Genomic DNA, 24,959 nt, shown 5'->3' on the forward strand with positions numbered 1-24,959 from the left:
TTTCCCCGGACCGAGTGCGATCACGGCGATTCGTCCGAGGCCGTCGGGCACGGCTCGTCTATTCCCGAAGCGCGTCCTCGCGCTCGGTCGCCTCGAGCGTTTCCGTTTCCAGGTCGGTCGCCACGACGGCGGGCTTGTACGCGCCGCCCTCGAAGAGGTCGTGGTCGCTGATCGAGGACTCGACGAAGCGCGTGAAAGCCCGGCGGTTCGCGGGCAGTTTCCCGTAGATGACCTCCTCCTCGACGAGGTCGTAGACGGGGATACGCGGCGTCAACAGGGTGTTCTCGCCGACGACGCTGTTCTCGCCGACGACGAAGCCGCTGGTGACGCGACAGCCCGCACCGAGCGAGACGTTGTCCTCGACGATGACCGGCGCGTTCTCGACCGGCTCGAGGACGCCGCCGATGAGGGTGTTCGCGCCGAGCTTGACGTTATCGCCGATCTGGGCACAGGAGCCGACCGTGTCACAGGAGTCGACGAGCGTGCCGTCGCCGACGTACGCGCCGATGTTGACGAACGACGGGCTCATCATGATGCAGTCCGAGCCGATGTGAGCGCCCTGCCGGACGACGGTGCCGTCGGGCGTGTTGCGGCTCCCGCGGTCGCCGTACGCGCTCGCGTCCGCAAGCGGCAGCACGTCGTTGTACGTCGTGTCGCCGTGGTCGTACTGCTGGATCTCCCGAAGGCCGAAGTTCAGCAGGATCCCCTGCTTGACCCACTCGTTTGCCTCCCACTCGTCGCCCGACTTCTCGGCGGCCCGGACCTCGCCGGACTCGAGGGCGTCGAGGAAGGCCTCGAGGGTGGCGTATTCGTCCTCGCCGGCGGTGTCAGCGCTGACGTCGCCGTCCTGTTTGCGGTCCCACAGCTCGCCGATTTCGCGTTCGAGTGCGCTCATTCTCCGATCACGTCTGCGAAGTCGTACCACCCTGCCTTCTGTCCAGCGATCCAGACCGCCGCGTCGACCGCGCCCGCGGCGAAGACCCCGCGGTCCTCGGCGCGGTGGGTGAGCCGGACCTCCTCGTGGTTGTCCGCGAGGACGATCTCGTGTTCGCCCGTAACGTTGCCCGCACGAAGCGCGTGGACCCCGATTTCGGACTCCGATCGCGGGGCCTCGCCCTCGCGGCCGTGAACGCGTTCGCCGAAGTCACCGTTGGCCTCGATCTCCTCGAGCAGCCGGTTGGCGGTGCCGCTCGGGGCGTCGCGCTTGGCGTTGTGATGGGTCTCGACGAGTTCCACGTCGTAGCCCGGCAGGTTCCGGACTGCCTCGCCGACGACGTTGAGCAGGGCCTGCACGCCGCGGGCGAAGTTCGGCGCGTGCAGGACCGGGATCTCCTCGCTTGCGTCCTCGAGAGCTTCGTACTCGTCGTCGTCGAAGCCGGTCGTCCCAGTGACGAAGGCGACGCCGGCGTCGGCGCAGGCACGGGCGTAGTCGACGGCCGACTCCGGGCCGGTGAAGTCGATCACGGCGGCCGGTTCGCGGTCGGCGACCAGCGAGTCGAACTCGGCCGCGGGCTCGATGTCGACGCCCTCGATCGTCTCGCCGGCGGGGTCACGGTTGACTGCGAAAGCGACCTCGCAGTCCTCGCGTCCCGCCGCCGCGGCGATGACTTCCCGGCCCATTCGCCCGGTCGCGCCGGTGACGCCCAGCCGGACCGTCATCGATCACCCTCCGCCGGATCGGCGACGTCCGTCTCGTCGCGCTCGAGGTCGGCCAGCACTGCCTCGAGGTCCGCGCGGTACTCGTCGGCCAGGCGGGAGAGCGGCGAGCGCAGGCGAGCCGGTCCGTAGCCGCGGATCTCCATGGCCTCCTTGACCGGGATGGGGTTGGTCTCGACGAACAGTTCGCGGAACAGCGGGCCGAGTTCGTGGTGCAGTTCCCTGGCGCGTTGGTAATCGCCGTCCAGCGCCGCGCCGACCATGGCACACGTGCGCTCGGGTTCGATGTTCGCGGCGACGCTGATCGTCCCGGTGCCGCCGACCGAGAGGGTCGGCAGGGTCATGCCGTCGTCGCCCGACAGCACCGCGAAGTCCTCGTCGCGCGTGCGTTCGACGACTTCACTGATCTGGCCCAGATCGCCGCTTGCGGCCTTGTAGCCCGCGATGTTCTCGTGGCTCGCCAGCTCGACGGCGGTGTCGGGCTCGATGTTCCGGCCCGTCCGCGAGGGGACGTTGTAGACGATCTGGGGCAGGTCGACGGCGTCCGCGATCGTCCGGTAATGCTCGATCAGCCCGCGCTGTTCGGGCTTGTTGTAGTACGGCGAGATGAGCAGGAGGCCGTCGGCGCCCGCGTCGGCGGCCCGCTCTGACAGTTCCAGCGCCTCGCGGGTGTTGTTCGAACCGGTACCCGCGATGACGGGTACGTCGTCGACGGCCTCGATGACGGCCTCGACGACCTGAACGTGTTCGTCGTGGGTCAGCGTCGCCGATTCACCGGTCGAGCCGACCGGGACGAGCCCGTCGACGCCCGCGGTCTCGAGTCGCTGGGCGTCGGTCTGCAGCGTTTCGAAGTCGATCCGTTCGTCGCTGTCGAAGGGCGTACACATCGCCGGAAAGACGCCCGAAAGGTCGATAGCAGTCATGTGATGGTGGTGGTGTCGTTGAGTCGTGTGTCGAACTCCGATCGGGAGGTCCTATCGGTTCCGATCGGTCGTTGTAATCGATCACGCGCGGTCGAAGCGTGCCCGGGACGGGGGCGCTACGCCCGCCGCGAGCACTCGCAGGCGCGTTTACGTTTCGAAAAACGGGGGGCGACGCCGCTCACGGTGGGTTCGAGCCTCGAGCGAGCGACGTGACGCATACCCGGGAGACTGAACCGAACCGACTTAGCCGTTGTGTCTTCGACCGACCCGATCGCTGTGCGTGAGTCGGTCTGACACATGAATCCGCGTAACTTATCCCGAGTCGTTGTCTAGAGTCAGCCATGACGAATTTCGGATTGAAAGTGCGAATGGCGATCGTCGGCTCGATCCTGTTCGCGTTCTACATGCTCGTCGGCGCCTTCGGCCTGGCGATGTTCGGGGTCGGCGCGTGGCCGCTCGTCGGGCTCGGCCTGCTCGTCCTCCCGGCCATCCAGTACAAGATCGGGACCTGGTCGGCCACGAGACGCGCCGAGGAGATGCCCGAGGACGGCCAGTATCAGGAGGTCCATCGGATGACGGAGTCGCTCTGTCGCGACATGGGCATCGAAAAGCCCACGCTGATGGTCATGGATATGGGCGTCCCCAACGCCTTCGCGACCGGCCGGAAGGGCAAGAGCTACGTCGTCGTCTCGACCGAACTCATCCGCCTGCTCCAGCGGGACGAACTCGAGGGCGTTATCGCCCACGAACTCGCCCACATCAAGAACCGCGACGTCCTCGCGATGGTCTTCGGGAGTTCCATCGCGATGATGGTCGGCTGGGTCGCCTACATGGTCTACATGTTCGGCGGCGAACGCAACATCGGCAGCATCATCGTCGGCATGATCATCTCGAACATCGCCCAGATGCTCGTGATGGTGTTCGTCCTCGCGATTTCGCGGTACCGCGAGTACGTCGCCGACGACGACGCCCGCCAGTACATCGGCAGCGGCGACCCGCTCGCCCGCGCCCTCGAGAAGATCTCGAACGGTGCGCAGGGTCGCGAATCCCAACTCGACGACAGCATGAGCGCGCTGTGTATCTTCAACTCGGAGAAGGGCCTGCTGCAGACGCTGTTTGCCACCCACCCGCCGACGGAAAAGCGCATTCGGAAGCTTCGGAGGTAACCGCGACAGGCCCACTGGGTCCGTCTCGAACGCCGCGATTTTTTATAGCCGCCCACGACATGCTAGTATATGACGGAAATTCACCCTGGGCAGCGCGTCGCCGTCCTCGTCGACGCCCAGAACCTCTATCACACTGCCCAGAGCATGCACAGCCGCAATATCGACTACTCCGCTCTGCTCGAGAAGGCGGTCCAGGACCGCCAGCTCACGCGCGCGATCGCGTACGTCATCCGCGCGGACTCGCCGGAGGAGGAGAGCTTCTTCGAGGCGTTGATCGACATCGGCTTCGAACCGAAGATCAAGGACATCAAGACCTTCGCCGACGGTTCGAAGAAGGCCGACTGGGACGTCGGGATGAGTCTGGACGCGGTGACGCTGGCCAACCACGTCGACACGATCGTCCTCTGTACGGGCGACGGCGACTTCTCGCGGCTGTGTTCGCACTTGCGCCACGAAGGGGTCCGCGTCGAGGTGATGGCGTTCCAGTCCTCGACGGCCGAAGAGCTCATCGACGCCGCCGACTCCTTCCTCGATCTGGGCGAACGCCACGAGACGTTCCTGCTGTAGGCGCGCCGACCCGAACCACACTCGGTTCGGGCCGAGAATCAGTTCGGCTGGCGGGTCTGCCAGAGACCGATCACCAGCGCGTAGCCGGTGACAAGCAGCGTCGCACCGGTAACGAGATAGACGAGCGGACCGGTGGCGATCGCGGCCGGCCCGATCAGTGTCAGGGTCCCGATGACCAGCAGGGCGACCCCGAGACCGATTTGCGTGACGTCCATGTAGGGCCGATACTACTGAAGCGACGATAATAACGTTCTCCATCTCGTTTCGGTCGCGTCGGTGACTGATCGAGGGGGTCGCCACGGCCTGAAGCCGCTCCGGTGGCCGGATTCGGTGCCCACACGGGCTCGATCCGAGCGAATACGCCGGAACCGCAGGTCGAAGGGCTTTCGACCCGCCGGCGCAAATTCGGCCCAATGAGCGAGTCAGCAGACGGGAGCGCGGGCCTGCCCCAGCTTCGGACCATCGCGGACTACCAGTTCGGTGCGGACGCCGGCACGGCGCTGTTCCCGCCGTCGGAATCGCTGACGGTCAAACGGACCTCCTCGGGCCGCCCCCAGCAGGTCCACGCCGACGCCGGCCGGATCGTCTCCTTCGGCACCGACGGCCGGTTCACGCTCGGCCTCGAGGGCGGTCGCCGGCTCGCGGCCGCGCTCGAGCCGCCGGCCTATCGAGTTGTCGTCGACGACGAGAGCGAGCCCTTCGTCCGCGAGGAGAAAAACGTCTTCGCGAAGTTCGTCCTCGAGGTCGGCGACGAGATCCGGCCGGGCGACGAGGTACTGGTGGTCCACGAACGCGGCGAGTTGCTGGCGGTCGGGACGGCCGAACTCGACGCCGACGCCATCCGGGACTTCGAGACGGGGATGGCAGTCAACGTGCGCGAGGGTGCGCCCGCAGAGACGTAGCGGGGTGACGGACCGGCAGCCGGTCCGCGAGGACCGCTAGAGCTGACACTCCCGACCGATCTCGCGCTCGTACCGTGTCTTGATCGCCTCGAAGAGTCGCTCGCCGACGGGCGTCCGGAGTCGCGGCGCGGCCGTCGCGAAGAACTCGTCGAGATTCTCGTACTCGTCGAAGGCCTCGTTGCGCTCGGTCTCGTCGTAGCGCTCCCCACGTTCGTATTTGAGCGCCTGCAAACAGTTGTCGATCAGATCCATGTCCTTGACGAACCGCGCCGTCTGAGTCTCGCGGGCCTCGTACGCCGCCCAGAGGGAGCGGAACTCGTCGCCGTCGAACGGCTCGAGTAGGTCCACGATCGCGTCCCGCTCGCGGGCGACTTTCTCGTCGCCGTCGACTCGCTGGTTGTCGTCCTCGGCGCGCGTCGCAATATCGCCGATGCGGGCCTCGCCCAGATCGTGAAGCAGCGCCATCGATACCGCGCGGTCGCGGTCGACGCCGTCGGCCCGGTCGGCATAGTACAGACACAGCGTCGCCACGCCCCACGTGTGGGCTGCGACAGACTCCGGGGCATCGATCCCGCGAAGATCCCAACCGGTCCGGCGCTCGTCTTTCAGTTCGAGAGCCTCGAGCAAGGCGTCGAGTTCGTCGGTCATTACGATTGCCCACGCGCCGATCGGGATTGAAAACGTCGATCGGCGACCCGGGAGTTTGAATGGACTATTAGGGGCGGAGTGTGTGTATAGATCACGAATGCCGCAAAAACCAGATCTGAGCGGACAGACCGCGTTTATAACGGGTACCACGCGTGGAATCGGGAAGCAACTCGCACTCGCACTCGCCGAGCAGGGCTGTGACATCGTCTCGACGGGCAAGACCGTCGACGACTCGGACTCGGACCTCGAGGGGACGATCCACAAGACCGCCGAGGCCTGCGCCGAGAAAGGCGTCGAGACGCACGCGATCCAGTTGGACGTCCGCGACGAGGACGCCATCGAGGCGGCCGTCGAGGAGGCGATCGACGAGATGGGCGAGATCAACATCGTGATCAACAACGCCTCGGCCATCCAGATGGGCGCGGTCGAGGACCTGCCGGCAAACCGGTACGACCTCCTGAACGAGGTCAACGTGCGCGGCACCTACCTCGTCTCGCGGGCGTTCATCGACCACCTCAAAGGCGTCGAGGAAGACGCCTGGATCCTGACGAACGCGCCGCCGGTCGAACTCGACCGCGCCCCGGGGTCGGCCGCCTACTCCTGGTCGAAGATGGGGATGTCGTTCGTGACGCTGTCGATGGCCCAGGAACTGGCCGACGACGGGATCGGCTGCAACACCTTCTGGCCGGTGACTGCGATCGACACGCGCGCGACCCGGTACTTCGAGATGGGGACCGAAGACGACTGGCGGACGCCCGATATCGTCTCGGATACGGTCCTCGAGATCCTGGCCCGCGATCCCGCCGAGTTCACCGGGAACCGCGTCTACGACGAGGACTTCCTCCGGGAGGCCGGCGTCGAGGACTTCTCCGGGTACAACCTCACCGAGGGCGATCCCGAACCGACGTCGGCACAACTGTTCGATCCGGGCTACTCGCGGCCGGACGGCGCCTGAGACGGACTGTTGTACGATCGGTGGCGCGACCGCGGGTCCTGCGGTCGCGCCGACACTGACGGCCGGGACTGCCCGCCCACCCTCGAGCGAACGACAAACTAAAAGGTCGCCCGTGGCCACGTGTCGAGTATGTTCGGAGGAGGCGGCGGCGGACTCAACCCGCGCAAGATGGAACAGATGATGGAACAGATGGGCATCGACGTCGAGGACATCGACGCCGAAGAGGTCATCATCCGCACCGACGAGTACGACCTCGTCTTCGACGACGCCGAGGTCACCAAGATGGACGCCCGCGGCCAGGAGACCTACCAGGTCATCGGCTCGCCCGAGGAGGTCGAGGCCGGCTCGGCCGGCGGCAGTGCCGACACCGGGGGCGACGCCGGCTCGTCGATCCCCGACGAGGACGTCGAACTCGTCGCGACCCGTGCCGGCGTCAGCGATGACGAGGCCCGGGAGGCCCTCGAGGACGCCGACGGCGACCTCGCCGCAGCAGTCGAATCCCTCGAGTGACTCGCGTGAGCGAGGACGAGAGCGCGGACGACGCCGAAAGTGGCACGGATCGTGTCCCGGTCTTGCTCGTCCGCGGCGACCGCGAGTACCTCGTCGAACCCGGCGGCGAACAGGGGACCGACCTCGGCGTTCTCGAGGTCCCCGAGGACGTGCAGTCGGGCGACACCATCGAGACGCATCTGGGCGACGAGTTCCAGGTGCGGCGGCTGCGCGGCCCCGATCTCTTCCATCACTTCGAGCGGACGGGCGCGCCGATGGTGCCCCGCGATATCGGGCTCGTCATCGGCGAGACCGGCATCGCCGGCGGCGACCGGGTCCTCGACGCCGGCACCGGAACCGGCGTCCTCGCGGCCCTGCTGGCCCGGGCCGGGGCCGAGGTCGTGACCTACGAACAGGACGCCGAGTTCGCCGACGTGGCTCGCGAGAACATGGCACTCGGCGGCGTGGCCGACGCCGTCGACGTCCGGACCGGCGACGTGACCGAGGAGATCGACGGCCTCGAGCCGTCGTCGTTCGACGTCATGACCCTCGATACGGCCGACGCGCCCACGATGGTCGAACACGCGCCCGACCTCCTGGTCGACGGCGGGTTCGTCGCGGTCTACAGCCCCTTCATCGAGTCGACCCGCGAAGTCGCACGGACGGCCGGCGAAGTCGGCCTCGCGAACGTCACCACTCGAGAGACGATCCAACGCGAGATGCAGTTCGACGAGCGGGGCTCGCGGCCGACGACTGCGCCAGTCGGTCACACCGGCTATCTGACGATCGCGCGCAACGAGTAGTGCGGTTTCTCCTTACTCAAATTCCGTATTCAACTCGAGAGAGCAATGGCCGAGAGCGGGCTCCGAGCAACGCGAGGAGCCCGCGATTCGGGGGAGGGCAGGCAGTCACCCGACACCGACCGCGAGCGAGCCCGTAGGGCGAGCGAGCGGGCCGACGACTGACCCAGAAGCCGCGTTCCGCGCGGCTGACGGGGAAGGAGGAGTGCTTTTAATCGAAATTTTGCCGAGGGACATCGCGAGCGAAGCGCTCGGCGCTTCGCTCGCGATAGACCGCAGAGCAAAATTTCGTTAGTTGTCGTCCTCGCGCCACTTGTGTTCGCACTCGGTACAGATGAAGAAGCGCGTCTCGGACTCGTCGGCCGAGCGGATCTGTTGCATGTACCAGTGGGCGCGGTCGTTGCCACACTCGGGACAGATGGCGTCGGTCTCGGGCAGCGAAGTCTCGCCGGAGGACTCGATGATTTCGCCGACCTCCTGATCGTCGGTGACGATGTACTGGTCGGCGTCGCCTTTCGGCTCCGTGTACCCACAGCTGCCACACTCCCAGAGGCCGTCGTCGGCCTTCATCATCGAACCGCATTCGTCGCAGAATTCCATATGCCTCGGTTGTCGCTCACCCCGGTTAAGTGTGTAGAAAAGAAGTCGCCCCGCGAGCGGGACGTTGACAGGGTGATAGCGTCGGTAGCGAGGCGAAAGCAACGGATCAGCCAATGGAGACCGGGCGTGACCTCATAACACTGCCCACCTGTAGGTCCGTTGGATCGCCTCGTGGATCGCAAACACGAGACCGACGATGAGAACCACCGTCTGGTAGTCGGAAAGCGAGACGACGGTTGGGTCGATGTATTCGGTGATGAGGACCGTGGATACAACCACTACAACAGAGACCGAGTCGTGTTTATCGGCGAGGACTGTCTCACCGTCATCGGTTCGGTCGTCTCGAATCGAGTTTCCGGAGAGCGCTTCGTATAGCCGTTCGATCGTCCGATGAACACCGACCAGAACGAGTACGAGGAGAACGAACGACCAGACTATCGACAGTTCGATCACGGTCGAATTGACGTACACGAGACAACATCCAGAAATGATAACCGAGACGATATCGAGACCGGTTCGTCTTCTGCTCACCGTCGATCGTCTCTAGAATTTCGTCACTCTATTATATTTCCAACTGTAAAGAGGCAAGATCTATAGATGGATTCCCTGTTCTGTTGTGGCGGTTCCTCGGCAGGAGCCCGGGACGTCACGTCGGGACTGACAAACGAAAAGCACGTACCGAGCGACTGCAGCGTCTCATCGGTCTAACCCTCGCCTTCGGACTGGTAGGGCTCGCCGACGGCTTCCCGCGGGAGGACGTTGTTGAGTTCCGACTGGAGGTCCTCGGTCGACTCGAAGCGGTCGCTGCCGCTTTTCGCGACGAGGTCGCCCAAGTTCCGCTGGCCGTCGGCGAGCAACAGGGTGACGTCCGCGAGTTCGGTCGCCGCCTGCTCGTTGGTGATCGGGTACTCGAGGTCGGCGAGGACGGTGTCGACCCGGCTGAGTTTGACGTCGGGCATGGCCGAACGGAGGCGGGCCAGCGGCTTGTAGCTCCGCGACGCTCCCGCGGACTATCCAGTCGATCGACATTTCGGTTCGAAACTATAATCGGTCGGGATCACGCAGGTGTTGCCAATGCGGAGCGTGGTGGAACGTCTCGTCGCGCCCTTCGCCGTCGATCGACGGGTCCTCGCACTGGCGGGCGCCCGCATGGCCGACGGGATCGGCAACTCGTTTCTGATCATCGTCATCCCGCTGTACGTGACCAGCGGCGTCGTCGGCGGGACGGCCTTCGGTCTCGGCGAGTCGCTGCTCATCGGGGTGATCCTCTCGCTCTTTGGTTTTCTCAACAGCTCGTTCCAGCCGGTTACCGGCCGGCTGTCGGATCGGCTCGGCCGGCGCAAGCCGTTCATTCTGGTCGGGCTCGCGGGCCTCGCGATGACCAACGTCGCGTACGTCTTCGCGGAGACGTACCTCTCCTTGCTGGTCATCCGTGGGTTACAGGGCGTCAGCGTCGCCTTCATCATCCCGTCGTCGGTCGCGCTCGTCAACGAACTCGCGACGGCAGGCGACCGCGGCGGGAACATGGGCGTCTACAACACGTTTCGGCTGGTTGGGTTCGGTGCCGGGCCGGCGGTTGCCGGCGCGGTCGTCAGTCGCGGTCCGTACGCGCTCCCCGGCGGTCTGGCAGTCTCCGGGTTCGACGCCGCCTTCTACGTCGCGACGATCACCGCGGTGATCAGCTACGTCATGGTGACGATCCTGGTTTCGGACCCCGAGTCGACGGCCGCCAACGCCGGCGCGGACCTCTCGATCCCGATCCTCGATCGGACCGGTCCGAACCTGCTCGATCCGATCTTCACCCTCTCGGGGTCGCGTCGTTTTTCATGGCGACCGCCATCGCGCTGTTTGCGACCATCCAGCCGCAGGTCAACGCCCGCCTCGAGCAGGGGGCGACCTGGTTCGGCCTGCAGTTCGCGGGGTTTATCATCGCACAGGTCGCGCTCCAGACGCCGATCGGGCGGGCCTGCGATCGGTACGGCCGGCGGCCGTTCATCGTGACCGGGATGGCACTGCTGATTCCGACGACGCTCGTCCAGGGCTTTCTGCTCTCTTCGGCGCTGATGTTCCTGGCTCGCCTGTTTCAGGGGATCGCCGCCGCGATGGTCTTTGCCCCGTCGCTGGCGCTGGCCGGCGACCTCGCCGGCGAGGGCGAGTCGGGCTCGAAGCTGTCGGTGCTGACGATGGCTTTCGGCTACGGGATCGCGGTCGGGCCGCTCTCCTCGGGCGCGCTGGTGCGGTTCGGCTTCGAGACCCCGTTCGTCTTCGGCACCGCGCTCGCCGTCCTCGGGACGGTCCTCGTCTACACGCAGGTCGAGGAGACCCTCGAGACGACGGTTCCGGTTCCGGTCATCGGTGACGATTGACGATACCCCTTTGTGACGCGGTCGTGTCGAATCCGGTATGCGAGTCGGTATCACGAACGATGGCGGAACTCGAACCGGGGTAGCGACATGACGACGGACACCGACGATTCGATTCGCTCGTTCGAGGTGTCTGTCGATCCGGACGAGATCGACGACCTCCGGACGCGTCTCGAGCGGACGCGCTGGCCGGACCAGCTTCCCGAGACGGGCTGGGCGAATGGGACCGACCGCGAGTTTCTCTGGGACCTCTGTGCGTACTGGCGCGCGGAGTTCGACTGGGCGGCGTTCGAGGACCGGTGCAACGAGTTCGACCAGTACGTGACGACGATCGACGGCCAGCGGCTGCATTTCTATCACGTCCGCTCGCCCGAACCGGACGCGACGCCGCTCGTTTTGAGCCACGGCTGGCCCGGCTCCGTCACCGAGTTCCTCGACGTTCTCGGGCCGCTGACGGATCCGGCCGCCCACGGCGGCGATCCGGCCGACGCCTTTCACGTCGTCGCGCCCTCGCTGCCGGGCTTTGGCTTCTCCGGCCCGACAGCGGAGCAAGGATACGACGTGCCCCGCATCGCCGACGCCGTCGCGGACCTGATGGCCCGGCTCGGCTACGACCGCTACGTCGCACAGGGCGGGGACTGGGGCGCGCTGGTCGCCGCATTACTGGGTGCGAACTACCCCGATCGCGTGGACGCGATCCATACGAACATGCTCTTTTTGAACCCTTCGTCGCTCGAGGCCGACGATCCGACCGACCTGCTCGACGAACGGGGGATGGCCGACTACCGGGAGACCGCGACGTTCCGCGAGACCGAAACCGCCTACCACGAGATCCAGGCGACCAAACCACAGAGTCTGGCCTACGGACTCACCGACTCGCCGGCCGGGCTGGCGGGCTGGATCGTCGAGAAGTTCCGCGCCTGGAGCGACTGCGACGGCGACCTCGAGTCGTGGATCGACCGCGACCGGCTGCTCGACAACCTCAGCGTCTACTGGCTGACCAGGACCATCGGCTCTTCGATGCGGCTCTACGCCGAGACGGACGTGGGCGCGGCGACGCCGGATTCGGTCGACGTGCCGACGGGCCACGCGCGCTATCCGGCCGAAGTGTACAAGACGCCCCGCGGCTGGGCCGAGGCGGTCTACGACGTCGAGTACTGGTCCGAACAGCCCGAGGGCGGCCACTTCGCCGCGATGGAGGTGCCGGAACTGTTCGTCGAGGACCTGCGAGCGTTCGCCGGCGAGTTCGGCTGAGGACGGGGCGGAGTCGCTCGAGTCGCGGCGGGACGCAACGCAAAAGTACCGGATCCCCATACGGTTCGACGATGACGCTCTCGGAGGAGGCCCAGGACCGGTTGGCGGACGTGGTGGAGCTACAGCCGACGAAGAACGGCGAACTGCAGGAGCGGTGGGGGATGGAGAGCGGCAGCGAGGTCCACCAGTACCTCGAGAACGAACTCGGCGATTACTACTTCCGGGACGACAACAGTCTGATCCGAGCGACCGCCGAAGCCGCCGAGCTGGTTGACGTCGAGCCGGGGATCGAGAGCGACCCGGACGACGAGGGGGTCCCCTCGAAGGTCCGCGTCCCGGAACTACAGGCGCGGATCGTGGCGGTGCTTTCCGGCCCGGACGAGGAGTCCGAGAGCGTCGTCTCGGTACTGCACAAACTCCGGGACGAGTACGACGTCGACGCCGAGGCCGAGGACGTCCGGTCGGGCCTCCAGAGTCTCCGGCGCAAGGGCGTCGTCGAAGTCGAGTACCGCACCGTCCCCACGTTCCGGCTGGCCGTCGAGCGTGCGGACCTCGAGGTCGCCGTCTCCGACTAAACACCGAACTTTTTCCGCCTCGGGTTCGCTCGCGCTGCTCGCTCACCACTCTCTGCTCACGGGCGCTGCGGGACGGCTGCGCCGTCCCGACAGTCGCGGCGCGTAGCGCCGCGCATTGCCCGTTCGCACGGCTCGCGGGACCGGCGATCCCGCGCTGGGCGCAAAAACGTCCTCAGAAATCGAGGATTTCTGATGGGCCCGCGAGAGCAAAGCTCTCGCGGACTTCGATGAAAAAGGCCGACGGCTCGGCCTTCGGCCTCACCGTCGGTGAACCGCTCGCTTCGGTCGCGGATGCTTGTCAGAAGCTACTGACGGGCTACAGCCCTAGTCGCCGTCGCCGCCGGCGCTCCGCGAGGATTCGCTGGACCCGTTTTCCGGGCCCGCCCTCGATCGGCCAGCCGCGGGTGCGCCAAGCGGGCGGCTCGGGCTCGAACTCGGGACAGGAGCCGGCACACTCCGCGGCCGTCTGGCACCGCTCCTTGGCAGTGCAGTACGGCAGCGCCTGTGAGCCGTCGGGGTCCCGTAGCTCGAAGTGGCGGCAGTCGGGCCGCATCGTGTCGACGAACGAGCGCCAGCCGCGCTCGTAGGCGCGCTCGGCGATGGCGAGGCGCTTGTCGACCTTCCAGTCGGTGTCGGCGTACTCGAATCGGGCCGCCGAACCGTCCCGGTCCCCGCCGTCGGGCCGCTCGAGGATGCGGGTCCCCGGTTCCGTCACCGGGAGCGAGCGGGGATACCACGCGACCTCGGCGGTCAGGTCGTCGGGCTCGAGCGCGAGGACCCCGGCTTCGACCGGCAGGTCCTCGAAGAGGACGGGTTCGACGGGTTCGTCCGTTCGACGGGTCGCGACCCAGGCCTCGTCGGCCAGCCCGACGGCCACGTCGTACTCGAGTTGTGATCCGAGCGCGCGGGCAGCGCTGGCGTCCAAGTCAGGTTTGTTCTCGATCGCGACGAGCCGCTCGAGCCAGTCGGGGTAGGCCCACTGTCGACGGATCTCGATCCGGTTGCCCGACTTGCGGGTCTCGAGGATCCCGCGGTCGGCGGCCTCGTGGATCGACTCGCGGACGTATCGCCACGGATAGCCCGGGTCGGGAAGCGCGTCGCGGTAGTAGCACCACTCGTCGGGGGCGTTTCGGACGACGTGCAGGAGGTCGCTATCGAGCCGATCAGGGCCGAACCGGGCGCGGCGGCGCAGCCCCTCGGGGTCGCACTCGAGGACGATCGTATCCCAGCGGCGGCGGGTCGTCCCGAGTTGGCGGGCGACGAGGACGGCGGTGTCAGTACCGTCGGTTTCGCCGGGCGGCCACTCGCGTTCGGCCCACCGGCAGGTCCGGAGTTCGAACCCGAACTCGGCGGTGTATGCGTCCACGCTCCCCGTTGAATTCGGAGGCGCAAAAACGCTGCCCGATCGGCCGACGATCGGGTCGAGCGAACGATATGGGCGGTGCTATCGACCGTATTTCGAGGTCGGTCGCGATGCCCGCGTCGCACGACACGAGAGAAGTGATTTCTCACCGGCCGCGACCGGCTACTCCTCGTCGTCTTCCGCCTCGCGTTCGTCGAGGAACTCGTGGGCGTCCTCGAGGATCTCTCTGGGGCCGTCCTGCGTGACGGTGTTTACCGCCTGTTCGTAGTCGCGCCACTGGAGGTCGCGATGTTCGTTCGATAGTTCCGCGCTGGCTTCGAACGACTTCGCGATGAAGAGATGAACGGTCTTGTGGATCGTCTTGCCGTTCGCCTCGAAGACGTAGTCGTAGTCCTTGCGAAAGCCGTCGAGTAGTCGGAACTGTTCGATACCTGCCTCTTCCGTTACTTCGCGGATAGCCGTCTGCTGAAGTTCTTCGTCTCCTTCGACACCGCCCTTGGGAAACTCCCAATCGCCCGGGCGGCTCTTGAGTAGAAGATACTCGCGCCGGCCCCGCGTGTCGCGGAAGAGGATCGCGCCTGCGCTCGTAGCTTCGACTGCCATTAGGTGGGCTAACAGGTGCGACGTTAAGAGAATATCGGACTGTTCGTCCTACGGACACGGATCCGACCGGATTGTCACGCACGAAACGGGCGATCGTCTGCAGTCGTTCACTGTCGTGCCGGCGACGCGTCTCAGCAGGTTTTTACGCGCCCGTCGCAGACGTATGCGACAGCACCAGCCATGACCTTCGTCACCCGTCTCACCCTCCAGAGCGGCGATCGCGCCGCGCTCGATGGCATCGTCGAGGACATCAAAACCACCGCCGAACGGAAGGGGGCGGCACTGAAAGGTCCCCACTCCCACCCGCCGGAAAAGCTGTCGGTCCCCCAGCGTTGCCGACTCCACGCCGACGACGACCGTCACTTCGACTCCTGGGAGTACACCGTCTTCACCCGCGAACTCGAGATCCACGGCCACGACGACCTCGCGCGCAACATCGCCTCACAGAACTTCCCCGACTCGGTCCACATCGAGGCCGAGGTCGAGCAGATCCACGGGGCCGGCCGCAGCAACTGACTGGCCTCGGTCGCACTTCTGCGATCGTCGGACACCGAAACCGTCGGGAGGGCTTTTGGTCGTTCACGACGAGATGATCGTATGACCGCAGACGACCTCGTTACGCTGCGTCGAGACCTGCACCGAAAACCCGAACCAGCCTGGCGGGAGTTTTACACGACTGCACGGATCGTCGACGAACTCGAGTCCCGACTGGGCGACGACCTCGCCGAACTCCACGTCGGCCCCGAGGCGATCGCCGGCGACCACCGGCTGGCGGTCCCCGAGGAAACCGAATTCACCCACTGGTACGAACAGGCGCGGGACGCCGGCGTCGACGACGCTACTCTCGAGCGACTGGACGGCGGGTATACGGGTGCAGTGGCCGTCCTCGAGCGCGGCGAAGGACCGACCGTCGGCCTTCGGGTCGACATCGACGGCCTCCCCCAAACCGAGTCCGACGACCCGAGCCACCGGCCCGTCGCCGAGGGCTTTCGCTCCGACCACGAGGGCGCGATGCACGCCTGCGGCCACGACGCCCACGCGACGATCGGGATCGGCGTACTCGAGCGGATCGCGGAGAGCGATTTCGCGGGAACCTTCAAGGTCTTCTTCCAGCCCGCCGAGGAGGTCGTCGGCGGTGGGAAGGCGATGGCCGAGAGCGACCACCTACAGGACGTCGACTCTCTGCTCGCGGTTCACATCGGCCTCGACCACCCGACCGGCGAGATCGTCGCCGGTATCGACGGCTTCCTGGCGGTCTCGCACCTCGAGGCCGAGTTCACCGGCGCGTCGTCCCACGCGGGGGGACACCCCGAGCAGGGCCGCAACGCCGTCCAGGCGATGGCGACAGCCGTCCAGAACCTCTACGGGATTCCACGGCACAACGACGGCGCGACGCGGGTCAACGCGGGCGTCGTCGAGGGCGGGAGCGCGGCCAACGTCATCCCGGCCGAGGCCCGGATCGTCGCCGAGGTACGAGGTGAGACGACCGACCTGATGGAGTACATGAAAGGGCGGACCCGGCAGGTCCTCCGGAGCGCCGCCGCGATGCACGACTGCGAGGTCGAAATCGAGATCGGTGCGGAGGCCCCCAGTGCGACCAGCGACGAGGAACTGGTCTCGATCGTCGCCGACGTCGCCGGCGAGACGCCCGGCGTCGAGCGCGTCCTCGAGCGCGACGAACTGGGCGGCAGCGAGGACGCGACCTATCTGATGCAGGCGGTACAGGAAAACGGGGGCAGTGCCTGCTACGTCGGCGTCGGCACCGACCATCCCGGCGGTCACCACACCGCAACGTTCGACGTCGACGAGGCAAGCATCCAACACGGCATCGACACGCTCGCGGGCACGATCGAGCGACTCGGCCACGACCAGTAACCGACCGAGAACGGACCCCGAATGTTCTTGGGTATCCTACCAGTACGGATCAGTGACGGTGCAGTCCACTGATCCAGTCCCCGATTCGCGATCGACGACCCGAACGGCCGCGCTCGAGGTGGCCGGTCGGTGATCCGTCCGACGCCCCTCCACCTCGGACTCTGGGTGCGGATGGCGGTCGCCGGACTTCTCGTCGGAGCCGCACAGCTCGTGGTCCTCGCACTCGAGTTCGTCGTCGGCGGGTTCGTCGCACTGTTTCTCCTCGTGGCGCTCGAGGATTTTCTCGCTTTTTTCTTCCTCGTCTCGCTACTGTTCGCTGGTGCGTTCATTTGTTGGCTCGGCATCGCGATCGTGATCCGACGCTACTATCCCGAACAGACCCTCTCGGATCGCATCGCTCACGACGGGACCGCCAACGCAGTCGAAGCCGTCGGTGAGACGCTGCTGTCCGCGGAGGCGATCGCGAACTGGCCGAAAATCCTCGGCCTGCTCGGCGGTGTGGCTCTCGGGTCGTTCGTCGGGTTCGCAGTCACGGAGGCGGTCGCGTGGCGCTCGATCGTCGATCCGTTGTCCGCCGCCGCTGCGGTCGGCGTCCTCGTCGTCCTCGCACACGTGGCGTGGATCGCCTACTCCGAACGAACCGATGACGCCGCTGCGCTCCGCGATATCGAAGGCGTCGTCCGCGTCATCGATCGGCCAGACGAGGACCTCGAGGAACGCCGAACTGCCGTCCAACGCCGTGTCGACCGGCTCGCCAAGCAGGTCGATCTCCCCGCACCGACGGTCCGTCTTGGCGTTTCGTCGACGCCGACGGCAGCGACCGTCGGCTATCGGGCCGGATCGTCCACGATCGTCGTCTCCAAGGGCCTGCTCGAGGCCGTCGATGACCGCGAACTCGACGCCGTCCTCGCACACGAACTCGCCCACGCGAAAAACAGGGACGCGGCGGTGCTGACCGCGTTATCGGTGCCCGCAGCTTCCGCGGCCGCGCTCATCGAGCGCTACGATTTCCACCCGTTTGTGGCCGTCCCGTGTGGTATGGTCATCGTCCTCGTCCGGTGGTCCGTCGCCGTCGTCACCCGCTATCGGGAGTACGTCGCCGACCGCGGCGCCGTCGCGATCACCGGCGACCCCGCGGCGCTGGCAAGCGCCCTCGAGAAACTCGATTCCGCCCTCGAGGAACGGCCCTCGAACGATCTCCGCAAACACCGCTCGACGGCTGCGTTCTCGATCGTCCCGCCGCCGTGGGAGGAACACCGCTTTTTCGACCGTACGCGGCGGTTCCTCCACCGGCGGCTGTTCGGCACGCACCCGCCGACGGAGCGCCGGATCGAACGGCTTCGGTCCCAGCGCTGACCCGTATCGTCGATCAGGCGTCCATGATGACCTCGAGGTCGAACGCCTCGTCGGCGGGAGCCGAGCCGGGCTCGAGGTAGCCGACGGCGAAGGCGCTGTAAACGTTGCCGCCCTCCGGTGCGACGTCGAAGGTCGCGACCACGTCGCCGTCGTTGGTCTCGGTCGCGGGTCGGACCTCGAGGGTGTAGTCGCCGCCCGGCACTTCGGTCGCGGCCGCGTCGCCGAAGGCGGCGTCCTCGAACAGCACGGTCTCGCCGTCGCCGACGGTGACGTCGACTGCAGGGGCGTCCGGCGAGGCGTGGACCAGACGCACCCGCGCGTCGTCGCCGGGGTCGCTGACGTCGTCCTCGAGGACCGCCGGCTCGAAGGGCTGGTTCTCGTCGGCGAGTTCGCCCAGCGCCGCGATCGTGAACGACCCCTCGGCGATCTCGAGTTCCTGATCGAAGACGACGGTGTCGGCGTCGCCGGCGGCCGTGATCATCACCTCGTAGGTGCCAGGTTCGAGTTCGAGGTAGTCGCTGACGGCCCGGTAGGGCACGTCCTCGAGGACGGCGTCGCCGTCGACGGAGACGTCGACGTTGGGGGCGTCGGGCGAGAGGTGCGCGACCCGGACGTTCGAGCCGGACGACTCCATGTCGTCCGACCCGGAGTCGTCGTCCATCCCGTCGTCTCCCATGCCGTTGCCCGAATCATCGTCGCTCATCTCCTCGTCGTCCCCGTCGTCGCCGCCCATACAGCCGGCCAGCGCGATGCCGCTCGCGGTTCCGATCAGTGTCAGTGCGCGTCGCCGTGTGTGGTTCCGTGCCATCATAACCCGTTATTTGACGGATAGGAAAGCCAAGATATCCTAACAGCGTAGGGGAATATTCACGGGAAACGATACTACGGGAAGCGAACCGGTATCCGACGGCCGAACGTTCCAGTTACTCGAGAGTCAGTCGAACGGAACAAGCCGAACGATCACTGGCCGGGAGTGCGTCTCGAGCATCGGCGAGAGACGCACGACTCGGGGGAGGGCAGGCCGCCGCCCGACACCGACCGCGAGCGAGGCCGGAGGCCGAGCGAGCGGGCCGACGACTGATGTGAGTGACTGAAAGGAACGAACGGAAGGAGGAGTGCTTTTCATCGAAGCTAAGCGGGAGCGAAGCCCCCGCGAGGTCCGAGAGAGCGCTTCGCGCTCTCTCGAGATTTTGCCGAGGGCGCGGCTTCGCCGCGCCCGCAGAGCAAAAGTTCGGTGGCTAGTATTTGGGCTCGGCCCCGGTCGTCTCGTAGACCTTCTCCATGAGGTCGTCACGGCGGTCCTGCCAGCCCGCCAGCCCCTCGGGACTGGTCGGGTAGTTCTCGTAGTGCGAGAGGAGTTCGTCGGCACGGCGCTTGGTCTTGTAGAGGTTCCAGATCGTGCCCCAGTGGCCGCGGCTCTTGACCAGCGCCTCGAGTTTGAGTTTGAGCCCGATGTCGGTACTGCCCGAGTACAGCGCCTCGGCGAGTTTGTCGCCGGGCATGGCGGCGAGTAGACTCATCAGGTCGTCGACGTCGACGGCCGTCGAGAGGATGTTGTAGACGTCCAGCGCGGCGTAGCGCGCGCCGAAGTGGTCCATCACTTTTTGATTGTACTCCCAGAGGACGTCCTCGCCGAACTCGTCCGTCTCGAGGGCCTCGATGGCCCGCTCGGCGGCGTACTTGCCGCCGTAGGCGGCCCCGGCGATGCCGCCGCCGGTGGTGGGGTTGACGTGGCCGGCGGCGTCGCCGATGGCCATGTAGCCAGGATGCACGGCCGAATCGTAGGGTCGTCGGGTGGGCAGCGCCGCGCCGAGTTTGTCCTCGACCTCGGCACCCTCGAACTCGGGGCGGTTCTCGAGGTCGCGTTTGAGGTCGTCGACCAGTTGCATCGGCTCCTCGGTCATCTGGAAGCCCAAGCCGGCGTTGATCTCGGTGTCGGTCCGCGGGAAATACCAGAGATAGCCCGCCGCGCGCTCGGTCGGCTTGAAGACCAGCGCGTCGTCCCACTCGACGGGTTCCTCGACCTCGACGATCTCGCGGTAGGCCGAACAGAAGTGGCTGTAGTCGACGTTGGTGTCGAACGTGGAGTCGGAGAAGTCGACGTGGTCTTGCAGCACCGACAGCGAGCCGGCGGCGTCGATGACGATGTCGGCCTCGTAGGTGACCGGGTCGCCCTTGCGGATCGCCTCGACGCCCGTGACGCGGCCGTCGTCGTTCTGGCGGACGTTCTGGACGACCGTATCGTAGCGAAACTCGACCCCCCTGTCCTCGGCCCCGTCGATGATCCGGCGGCCGTACTCCCAGCGGTCGATGACGGCCAGTTCGCCCGGTACCGGGATCTCGAGGACGGTATCCTCCTGTGGAATCTCGAACCGGCCGTGGTCGACGTCGGTGTTGGTAAAGGCCGGCTCGAGTTTGGACTTCGGGATGGCTTCGGGGAAGGCATCGGCACCCTTCAGGGCGTCGCCACAGGCGATGTGGCCCGCCTCTTCCTCGTCCTTTCGCTCGAGGATGACGACCTCGTACCCCGCTCGTGCGATGGTCGCTGCGGCGTAGCACCCTGCCGTTCCGGCTCCGACGACGACCGCGTCCGGCGACTGAGTCTTCGGCGTCGTGGCGGCCGACTGCTCCTGCGTACTCATATCAACTGTGTGGAGGCCGTGGTAAGAAAACGTTTTATGGTCGGTCCGCGGTGGTGCCGCGTTGACCGCAGCAGTACCCGGTTCGGAGCAAGCGCGACGTTGTGGTGTGGCTGTCTTTTCACTTACAGCCGTGGTCCACGGGTTCACCAATCCAGCACAGGTCTACTTCGTAATATTTTCTAGATTAAATTTATATGCGACAATATTCACTGTTCGAATGCAATGCCTGGAAACGACGACGGACGATCTCGACGAAACGTGCTGAAAACGTCCGCCGCGACGGTCGCTGCGGGTGTCGGTACGGTCGCCGCGGTCGGCACGGCCAGTGCGTCCGATTGGGGGATCGACGTGGGTGATCAAGTTCAGGCCTGGGGGGACTTCGGGTACGCTCCCGGCTGGGAGAACAGCGACAGAAGCGGTGACTGGACGGAGATCAACCACTCTTGGGCGGGATACGTTCGGGCGATCGCCGACGACGACGGCACGGAGGTTTACAAGGTCGACTGGCACAAGCTAGACGACGACTGGTGGATCGCGGAAGATTTCGTTCGGGAGATCTAGCCACCTCCCGCGGTTGGACGGAGCCAGCCGCAGCCGGCGTCCGCTGGCACATAAAACGTTTTAGGGAGGTCAGTCGTACCGAGAGGTATGACTGAGTACACCATCGAGTTCGTCGGAACGGGTGAGACGATCACCTGTACCGACAAAGAGACCATCCTGAGCCGGTGTCTCGAGGAGGGCATCGCCCAGGAATACTCCTGCCGGGTGGGGATGTGTCTGGCGTGTTCGGCCGAGATCGTCGCGGGCGAGGTCACCCAGCCCGCTGCCCGCGGACTCACCGAGGAAGAGGCCGAGAACTACGCGCTGACCTGTATGGCCCGGCCGCAGTCGGACCTGAAACTCGACCGCGGGAAGTATCCGCCGAGCATCGAGGGCGACCTCGAGGCCGTCTCGAGCGACGGCGCGGTCGCCGACGACTGACCGGTTAGTCCGCGACGGCGCAGTTGTTCGGTCCCAGCTCGAGTTCGAACGCCGTTTCGTCGTCGATCGCCTCGTGCCCGAGGTTCGCCGCCACGATGCGCTCGTGGTTGGACGGCCGCGGCGGGAGGTCGCTCGTCGCGTGGGCCAGGAACTCCCGATCGTTCATCGAGAGCGCCTCGAGCCGATCGCGGAGGTCGCCGAGCCGGGCGGCGTAGGTCCCATCCGCGCGCGACTCGGCGGCGTCGCCGTAGTGGCCCGGCGCGATCGTCGTGTCGTCGGGGAACGCGAGGACGTGGTTTTGAAGCGTCTCGTACAACGCCTCGGCAGCGGCGGCTGCGCCCTCGTCGCCGCGTTCGAGGTCCGGTCGGCCGATGCCCTCGAGGAACAAGGTGTCGCCGGTAAACAGGGGCCCGGCATCGTCGCCGGCGAGCCGAACGGAGACGGACTCGCTCGTGTGGCCGGGGGTCGCCACGACGGTCAGCGTCGCGTCGCCGACCTGCAGTTCGTCACCGTCGGAGACGGTCGCGGCCTCGAACGCCAGCCCGCGGTCGGTCGCGCCCGCGGGAACGACGGCCGTCACATCGGTTCGGTCCGCGAGCGTCCGGACGCCGCTGACGTGGTCGGCATGGACGTGCGTGTCGATGGCGTACTCGAGGGTCGCGCCCCGGTCGTCGGCGTCGGCAGCGTATCGGTCGGCGAAGGCCCGCAGAGGGTCGATCACCGCGGCTTCGCCGTCGCTGTAGATCGCGTAGGCGAGACAGCCGCTCGAGGGGCGGTCGTACTGGACGACCGTCGCGGGCGCGTCGACCGGCAGTTCGCGGGCGAGATACAGGTCGGCCCAAGCGTCCATCCCGCCGGCGAGGTTAGCCGCGTCGATCCCCGCGTCCCGGAGCAGGGAAACGGCGTGGGCGCTCGCCTCGCCGTGTCCACAGACCGCCAGGATCGGCTCCTCGAGGTCGGCCGCGAGGTCGGTCACCCCGCCGGTGGCCTGCGCCTGGACGAACTTCATGTGCGGGATCTGGACGGCCTCGACCCCCTCGCCCGCGAGGTGCCAGCGTTCGAACTCGTCGCGGTCACGGACGTCGAGGACGGTCAGTTCCGCCCCGGTTCGTAGCCGCTCGGCCAGCGCCACTGGCGTGATCGAGGGGACGTCGGCCGGTCCGTCGGCGTCGCTCCGGTCGGTCATGGGTTCGGATACGTCCCCGTCGCTGGTAAACCCGCCGGCGGACACCGCTGGCTAACGTTCAACACCCTGGCCGGTGTCGGGCCGGTATGGACGCCGACGAATTCGAGGCCACGGTCGCGGAGTCGATGGCAACCGAACTCGAGCGGCTCGGCTCGTCGAAACGCCTCGTTGCGCTGACCGACGCGGACCTGACCGAAACGCAGGTCCTCCGGACCGCTGCGGACAGCGAGCGCGTCGCCGCGGCGACCCTCGCCGAGTGGACTGACGACGAGGACCACGACGGGGCGCGCGAGGCCTTCGCCGACTTCCGCGAGCAGGAGCGAGACCACTGCGACCGCATTACGGACTTGCTCGAGGACGAGTACGAAGGCGACGCCGAGAGCGTCGACCCGATGCACGCCGAACTTCGCTCGCTCGAGTCGACGGCGGCCCGGCTGGGCGGGCTCGTCGGGCGAGCGCTGGTCGGGGATCGGACCCACCTGCAGGTAGTGAGTTTCTTCGTCAACGAGGGCGACGAGGAGCGAGCCGACTGCTTCCGGGACCTGCGAACCGAGACGGTCGCACAGGGCGAGCGGGCGGCCGCGTTGCTCGAGGAGGTCTGTGGGAACGAAGACGAGTGGGACGAGGCTCGGGACGCGGCCGAGGCGGTAATCGAGGCCGCGTACGACGCATACGCGGGTTCGTTGGACAACTTAGGGATCGATCCGAAACCAATTTGCTGAGGCAGGGGCAGTGATTAAGTCTGACGGCGTACTTTCCTCAGGCCAAGCATCGTATCTGTGAGCGATCATCGAGAGCGAGTGATTTTAGAGGTCTCATCCTCACATGTCGAGGTCTTTGGTTATAATTTATAAATTATTAAACCACACACAACTATTCCACTCCAAAAAATTTATTTCTGACTAACCCTTATGGGATATATGGCCAGTTCAACAGGGATTATACTCCTGTCTATATATTTGATTCAATTTCTAATCGCTATATTCGTATACGTGGACATGTGTCGCTTTGACCTTGATGAATTTCAGCGATATGACCTAGCCATTCTCATTCCTCTTGGTGGTCTTTTGTTATTTCCCTATTATATATTTAAAAGAAATGGTTTTGAGAAAAGTAAATCTACCCAAGTCTCATATGCTAGGATCAAATCAATACTAGTGTCTACGAGAGCAAAATTGTTTGCTCTCACCCTTATAACTGGAGTTCCTTTTAAAGCAGCTGGATCTCAAGCACCAGGGTCGAAATCTCAACTTGTCCTTCTTGTGATCAGTGGAATCGGTGCGTTCCTTCTTTTTAGAATATTACGCCAGTATCATACTGCATGAATACCTTAATTTCCTACCTGATGCGCACTCACACGTCCAGCACTCAGGAACGGTCTAGTTCTGCACATTCTCGATTGATACCTTCCCAACGAGAGTTTAGTGCGGTCTCTGGCGGTTATAGTAGCGCATAAATTGTCTAAGTAACCCGCGGACACTCGATCAACTTCCCACCTACAAGTTATGAAAGCGGTCAATCCGCATGAAGGTGTGAAACCACTTTTCGATCAAGCAACACTCGATATAGCTGACCTGACTGCTCAGTCCTACTCAAGAGAGGCAGTCCAATAGTCGAATTGGTCAACGAGAAACATAGTCTCAGAAAGATCATGTTTCTCCTTGAGTTGATGCAGAAACGCAGCTGCTGGATCGGTACCATGCCGACCAAACAGTCGAAGGTGAGAATCAACCTTGTCTCGATGTCTATTGCAGCATACAACCGAAGCCATTCGCCATTAATTTTGACAGGGGTTTCGTCAACTGCGACCTTGACGACTTCGCCGTCGGCGGGTCGCAACCGCTGTCAGCCAGACGATAGACTCCATTCCAAATCGCTCCATGCGAGCCTTCAACACCGAATTCGGATAAAATCGTTGTTATTTCATTAAGGGAACAACTAGTTTCGTGGAAGTGAATGGGAACGTCCATTGAGGCGTTCACCGTCCGCTCGGTTTCCCACGATTCTTCTAAATCCGCCGAATAACTCCCGCTGATCAGGTTTAAGAGCATCCTT

General features: G+C 65.3%; 28 protein-coding genes and 2 pseudogenes. 16 read left to right on the top strand and 14 right to left on the bottom strand.

Features of this window, described 5'->3' with window-relative positions; translation table 11 throughout:
- Window positions 1-58: 58 nt before the first annotated feature.
- From NP511_RS06955 to dapA, 3 genes are read right to left on the bottom strand one after another with little or no spacing between them, the layout of a single operon-like run.
- Window positions 59-895, bottom strand: a complete 837-nt coding sequence (locus NP511_RS06955; protein WP_049964965.1) for a 2,3,4,5-tetrahydropyridine-2,6-dicarboxylate N-succinyltransferase — start codon at window positions 893-895, stop codon at window positions 59-61.
- Complete coding sequence (gene dapB / locus NP511_RS06960) at window positions 892-1,659, bottom strand: 4-hydroxy-tetrahydrodipicolinate reductase (RefSeq protein WP_049964966.1); 768 nt, start codon at window positions 1,657-1,659, stop codon at window positions 892-894. The genes NP511_RS06955 and dapB overlap by 4 nt, the downstream gene beginning before the upstream one ends.
- Entirely contained in the window at window positions 1,656-2,579 is a 924-nt protein-coding gene (gene dapA / locus NP511_RS06965) for a 4-hydroxy-tetrahydrodipicolinate synthase (RefSeq protein ID WP_049964967.1), read from the bottom strand. Before dapA ends, dapB begins: the two co-directional genes overlap by 4 nt.
- Before the next feature lie 341 nt (window positions 2,580-2,920).
- On the opposite strand from dapA, the gene NP511_RS06970 reads away from it, so the two are divergent.
- Together NP511_RS06970 and NP511_RS06975 are read left to right on the top strand one after the other, a co-directional pair.
- Window positions 2,921-3,745 (top strand): M48 family metallopeptidase, encoded by an 825-nt coding sequence (locus NP511_RS06970; RefSeq protein WP_006650135.1) that lies wholly within the window; start codon window positions 2,921-2,923, stop codon window positions 3,743-3,745.
- A gap of 69 nt (window positions 3,746-3,814) precedes the next feature.
- Entirely contained in the window at window positions 3,815-4,312 is a 498-nt protein-coding gene (locus NP511_RS06975; protein WP_006181418.1) for a LabA-like NYN domain-containing protein, read from the top strand.
- A 38-nt stretch (window positions 4,313-4,350) separates the two neighbouring features.
- On the opposite strand, the gene NP511_RS06980 is transcribed toward NP511_RS06975, so the two are convergent.
- The gene (locus tag NP511_RS06980; RefSeq protein ID WP_006181419.1) at window positions 4,351-4,527 is read right to left on the bottom strand and encodes a hypothetical protein; all 177 of its coding nucleotides are present in this window, start codon (window positions 4,525-4,527) and stop codon (window positions 4,351-4,353) included.
- Between the two features lie 198 nt (window positions 4,528-4,725).
- On the opposite strand from NP511_RS06980, the gene NP511_RS06985 reads away from it, so the two are divergent.
- Window positions 4,726-5,214 carry a PUA domain-containing protein gene (locus NP511_RS06985; protein WP_006650134.1) on the top strand — a complete coding sequence of 163 codons (489 nt, stop codon included), beginning with the start codon at window positions 4,726-4,728 and terminating at the stop codon, window positions 5,212-5,214.
- 36 nt (window positions 5,215-5,250) lie between these two features.
- Here NP511_RS06985 and NP511_RS06990 read toward each other — a convergent pair whose 3' ends face one another.
- Window positions 5,251-5,862 (bottom strand): HD domain-containing protein, encoded by a 612-nt coding sequence (locus tag NP511_RS06990; RefSeq protein WP_049964968.1) that lies wholly within the window; start codon window positions 5,860-5,862, stop codon window positions 5,251-5,253.
- Between the two features lie 97 nt (window positions 5,863-5,959).
- On the opposite strand from NP511_RS06990, the gene NP511_RS06995 reads away from it, so the two are divergent.
- The 3 genes from NP511_RS06995 (at window position 5,960) to NP511_RS07005 (ending at window position 8,109) form a co-directional block, all read left to right on the top strand.
- Window positions 5,960-6,817, top strand: coding sequence for an SDR family oxidoreductase (locus tag NP511_RS06995; RefSeq protein WP_049964969.1), 858 nt, complete (start codon window positions 5,960-5,962; stop codon window positions 6,815-6,817).
- Between the two features lie 129 nt (window positions 6,818-6,946).
- The gene (locus NP511_RS07000; RefSeq protein WP_049964970.1) at window positions 6,947-7,327 is read left to right on the top strand and encodes a nascent polypeptide-associated complex protein; all 381 of its coding nucleotides are present in this window, start codon (window positions 6,947-6,949) and stop codon (window positions 7,325-7,327) included.
- Window positions 7,324-8,109: a methyltransferase domain-containing protein gene (locus tag NP511_RS07005; protein WP_211249095.1), complete on the top strand. Its 786-nt coding sequence runs from the start codon at window positions 7,324-7,326 to the stop codon at window positions 8,107-8,109. Before NP511_RS07000 ends, NP511_RS07005 begins: the two co-directional genes overlap by 4 nt.
- A 288-nt stretch (window positions 8,110-8,397) precedes the next feature.
- Here NP511_RS07005 and NP511_RS07010 read toward each other — a convergent pair whose 3' ends face one another.
- The 3 genes from NP511_RS07010 to NP511_RS07020 form a co-directional block, all read right to left on the bottom strand.
- Window positions 8,398-8,706, bottom strand: a complete 309-nt coding sequence (locus NP511_RS07010; RefSeq protein ID WP_006650129.1) for a transcription factor S — start codon at window positions 8,704-8,706, stop codon at window positions 8,398-8,400.
- 132 nt (window positions 8,707-8,838) lie between these two features.
- Complete coding sequence (locus tag NP511_RS07015) at window positions 8,839-9,159, bottom strand: hypothetical protein (RefSeq protein ID WP_308986955.1); 321 nt, start codon at window positions 9,157-9,159, stop codon at window positions 8,839-8,841.
- Between the two features lie 251 nt (window positions 9,160-9,410).
- Window positions 9,411-9,665 carry a DUF5789 family protein gene (locus NP511_RS07020; protein WP_049964973.1) on the bottom strand — a complete coding sequence of 85 codons (255 nt, stop codon included), beginning with the start codon at window positions 9,663-9,665 and terminating at the stop codon, window positions 9,411-9,413.
- Between the two features lie 115 nt (window positions 9,666-9,780).
- On the opposite strand from NP511_RS07020, the pseudogene NP511_RS07025 reads away from it, so the two are divergent.
- The 3 genes and pseudogenes from NP511_RS07025 (at window position 9,781) to NP511_RS07035 (ending at window position 12,898) form a co-directional block, all read left to right on the top strand.
- Window positions 9,781-11,072 (top strand): annotated as a pseudogene (locus NP511_RS07025) (MFS transporter).
- An 87-nt stretch (window positions 11,073-11,159) separates the two neighbouring features.
- The gene (locus NP511_RS07030) at window positions 11,160-12,323 is read left to right on the top strand and encodes an epoxide hydrolase family protein (RefSeq protein ID WP_049964974.1); all 1,164 of its coding nucleotides are present in this window, start codon (window positions 11,160-11,162) and stop codon (window positions 12,321-12,323) included.
- Between the two features lie 71 nt (window positions 12,324-12,394).
- Window positions 12,395-12,898, top strand: coding sequence for a DUF5797 family protein (locus NP511_RS07035; protein WP_006650126.1), 504 nt, complete (start codon window positions 12,395-12,397; stop codon window positions 12,896-12,898).
- A 316-nt stretch (window positions 12,899-13,214) separates the two neighbouring features.
- Here the strand turns inward: NP511_RS07035 and NP511_RS07040 are convergent, their stop codons facing one another.
- Window positions 13,215-14,264 carry a DUF5787 family protein gene (locus NP511_RS07040; RefSeq protein ID WP_049964975.1) on the bottom strand — a complete coding sequence of 350 codons (1,050 nt, stop codon included), beginning with the start codon at window positions 14,262-14,264 and terminating at the stop codon, window positions 13,215-13,217.
- 159 nt (window positions 14,265-14,423) lie between these two features.
- The gene (locus tag NP511_RS07045) at window positions 14,424-14,864 is read right to left on the bottom strand and encodes a bis(5'-nucleosyl)-tetraphosphatase (RefSeq protein WP_006181432.1); all 441 of its coding nucleotides are present in this window, start codon (window positions 14,862-14,864) and stop codon (window positions 14,424-14,426) included.
- A 180-nt stretch (window positions 14,865-15,044) separates the two neighbouring features.
- On the opposite strand from NP511_RS07045, the gene NP511_RS07050 reads away from it, so the two are divergent.
- The 3 genes from NP511_RS07050 (at window position 15,045) to NP511_RS07060 (ending at window position 18,095) form a co-directional block, all read left to right on the top strand.
- Window positions 15,045-15,380: an uS10/mL48 family ribosomal protein gene (locus NP511_RS07050; protein WP_006181433.1), complete on the top strand. Its 336-nt coding sequence runs from the start codon at window positions 15,045-15,047 to the stop codon at window positions 15,378-15,380.
- An 81-nt stretch (window positions 15,381-15,461) separates the two neighbouring features.
- Window positions 15,462-16,739: an amidohydrolase gene (locus tag NP511_RS07055; protein WP_049964976.1), complete on the top strand. Its 1,278-nt coding sequence runs from the start codon at window positions 15,462-15,464 to the stop codon at window positions 16,737-16,739.
- 129 nt (window positions 16,740-16,868) lie between these two features.
- Window positions 16,869-18,095 carry a M48 family metallopeptidase gene (locus NP511_RS07060; RefSeq protein WP_049964977.1) on the top strand — a complete coding sequence of 409 codons (1,227 nt, stop codon included), beginning with the start codon at window positions 16,869-16,871 and terminating at the stop codon, window positions 18,093-18,095.
- A 13-nt stretch (window positions 18,096-18,108) separates the two neighbouring features.
- Here NP511_RS07060 and NP511_RS07065 read toward each other — a convergent pair whose 3' ends face one another.
- Window positions 18,109-18,903 (bottom strand): DUF4397 domain-containing protein, encoded by a 795-nt coding sequence (locus tag NP511_RS07065; RefSeq protein WP_049965096.1) that lies wholly within the window; start codon window positions 18,901-18,903, stop codon window positions 18,109-18,111.
- A 430-nt stretch (window positions 18,904-19,333) separates the two neighbouring features.
- Window positions 19,334-20,737, bottom strand: a complete 1,404-nt coding sequence (locus NP511_RS07070; protein ID WP_049964978.1) for a geranylgeranyl reductase family protein — start codon at window positions 20,735-20,737, stop codon at window positions 19,334-19,336.
- 222 nt (window positions 20,738-20,959) lie between these two features.
- Here NP511_RS07070 and NP511_RS07075 point away from each other — a divergent pair, with 222 nt between their 5' ends.
- A complete protein-coding gene (locus NP511_RS07075; RefSeq protein ID WP_049905800.1) occupies window positions 20,960-21,298 on the top strand; it encodes a twin-arginine translocation signal domain-containing protein in 339 nt (112 codons plus the stop codon).
- Window positions 21,299-21,385: 87 nt separating this feature from the next.
- Complete coding sequence (locus NP511_RS07080) at window positions 21,386-21,718, top strand: 2Fe-2S iron-sulfur cluster-binding protein (RefSeq protein WP_049964979.1); 333 nt, start codon at window positions 21,386-21,388, stop codon at window positions 21,716-21,718.
- Between the two features lie 4 nt (window positions 21,719-21,722).
- On the opposite strand, the gene NP511_RS07085 is transcribed toward NP511_RS07080, so the two are convergent.
- Window positions 21,723-22,904 carry an MBL fold metallo-hydrolase gene (locus NP511_RS07085; protein ID WP_049964980.1) on the bottom strand — a complete coding sequence of 394 codons (1,182 nt, stop codon included), beginning with the start codon at window positions 22,902-22,904 and terminating at the stop codon, window positions 21,723-21,725.
- An 86-nt stretch (window positions 22,905-22,990) separates the two neighbouring features.
- Between NP511_RS07085 and NP511_RS07090 the strand changes: the two genes are divergently transcribed.
- A complete protein-coding gene (locus NP511_RS07090) occupies window positions 22,991-23,626 on the top strand; it encodes a hypothetical protein (RefSeq protein ID WP_049964981.1) in 636 nt (211 codons plus the stop codon).
- Between the two features lie 198 nt (window positions 23,627-23,824).
- A complete protein-coding gene (locus NP511_RS07095) occupies window positions 23,825-24,229 on the top strand; it encodes a hypothetical protein (protein ID WP_136396861.1) in 405 nt (134 codons plus the stop codon).
- A gap of 96 nt (window positions 24,230-24,325) precedes the next feature.
- Here NP511_RS07095 and NP511_RS07100 read toward each other — a convergent pair.
- Window positions 24,326-24,955, bottom strand: a pseudogene (locus NP511_RS07100) (DDE-type integrase/transposase/recombinase).
- Window positions 24,956-24,959: the final 4 nt, after the last annotated feature.

Source organism: Natrinema thermotolerans (genome assembly GCF_031165565.1).
GTDB classification, from domain to species: Archaea; Halobacteriota; Halobacteria; order Halobacteriales; family Natrialbaceae; genus Natrinema; species Natrinema thermotolerans.

Excerpts from the sequence above, each read along its gene's own strand:
- NP511_RS06955 (WP_049964965.1), bottom strand. The coding sequence starts at position 895 with ATGAGCGCACTCGAACGCGAAATCGGCGAGCTGTGGGACCGCAAACAG.
- dapB (WP_049964966.1), bottom strand. The coding sequence starts at position 1,659 with ATGACGGTCCGGCTGGGCGTCACCGGCGCGACCGGGCGAATGGGCCGG.
- dapA (WP_049964967.1), bottom strand. The coding sequence starts at position 2,579 with ATGACTGCTATCGACCTTTCGGGCGTCTTTCCGGCGATGTGTACGCCC.
- NP511_RS06970 (WP_006650135.1), top strand. The coding sequence starts at position 2,921 with ATGACGAATTTCGGATTGAAAGTGCGAATGGCGATCGTCGGCTCGATC.
- NP511_RS06975 (WP_006181418.1), top strand. The coding sequence starts at position 3,815 with ATGACGGAAATTCACCCTGGGCAGCGCGTCGCCGTCCTCGTCGACGCC.
- NP511_RS06980 (WP_006181419.1), bottom strand. The coding sequence starts at position 4,527 with ATGGACGTCACGCAAATCGGTCTCGGGGTCGCCCTGCTGGTCATCGGG.
- NP511_RS06985 (WP_006650134.1), top strand. The coding sequence starts at position 4,726 with ATGAGCGAGTCAGCAGACGGGAGCGCGGGCCTGCCCCAGCTTCGGACC.
- NP511_RS06990 (WP_049964968.1), bottom strand. The coding sequence starts at position 5,862 with ATGACCGACGAACTCGACGCCTTGCTCGAGGCTCTCGAACTGAAAGAC.
- NP511_RS06995 (WP_049964969.1), top strand. The coding sequence starts at position 5,960 with ATGCCGCAAAAACCAGATCTGAGCGGACAGACCGCGTTTATAACGGGT.
- NP511_RS07000 (WP_049964970.1), top strand. The coding sequence starts at position 6,947 with ATGTTCGGAGGAGGCGGCGGCGGACTCAACCCGCGCAAGATGGAACAG.
- NP511_RS07010 (WP_006650129.1), bottom strand. The coding sequence starts at position 8,706 with ATGGAATTCTGCGACGAATGCGGTTCGATGATGAAGGCCGACGACGGC.
- NP511_RS07020 (WP_049964973.1), bottom strand. The coding sequence starts at position 9,665 with ATGCCCGACGTCAAACTCAGCCGGGTCGACACCGTCCTCGCCGACCTC.
- NP511_RS07030 (WP_049964974.1), top strand. The coding sequence starts at position 11,160 with ATGACGACGGACACCGACGATTCGATTCGCTCGTTCGAGGTGTCTGTC.
- NP511_RS07035 (WP_006650126.1), top strand. The coding sequence starts at position 12,395 with ATGACGCTCTCGGAGGAGGCCCAGGACCGGTTGGCGGACGTGGTGGAG.
- NP511_RS07045 (WP_006181432.1), bottom strand. The coding sequence starts at position 14,864 with ATGGCAGTCGAAGCTACGAGCGCAGGCGCGATCCTCTTCCGCGACACG.
- NP511_RS07050 (WP_006181433.1), top strand. The coding sequence starts at position 15,045 with ATGACCTTCGTCACCCGTCTCACCCTCCAGAGCGGCGATCGCGCCGCG.
- NP511_RS07055 (WP_049964976.1), top strand. The coding sequence starts at position 15,462 with ATGACCGCAGACGACCTCGTTACGCTGCGTCGAGACCTGCACCGAAAA.
- NP511_RS07065 (WP_049965096.1), bottom strand. The coding sequence starts at position 18,903 with ATGGCACGGAACCACACACGGCGACGCGCACTGACACTGATCGGAACC.
- NP511_RS07070 (WP_049964978.1), bottom strand. The coding sequence starts at position 20,737 with ATGAGTACGCAGGAGCAGTCGGCCGCCACGACGCCGAAGACTCAGTCG.
- NP511_RS07075 (WP_049905800.1), top strand. The coding sequence starts at position 20,960 with ATGCCTGGAAACGACGACGGACGATCTCGACGAAACGTGCTGAAAACG.
- NP511_RS07080 (WP_049964979.1), top strand. The coding sequence starts at position 21,386 with ATGACTGAGTACACCATCGAGTTCGTCGGAACGGGTGAGACGATCACC.
- NP511_RS07085 (WP_049964980.1), bottom strand. The coding sequence starts at position 22,904 with ATGACCGACCGGAGCGACGCCGACGGACCGGCCGACGTCCCCTCGATC.
- NP511_RS07090 (WP_049964981.1), top strand. The coding sequence starts at position 22,991 with ATGGACGCCGACGAATTCGAGGCCACGGTCGCGGAGTCGATGGCAACC.
- NP511_RS07095 (WP_136396861.1), top strand. The coding sequence starts at position 23,825 with ATGGCCAGTTCAACAGGGATTATACTCCTGTCTATATATTTGATTCAA.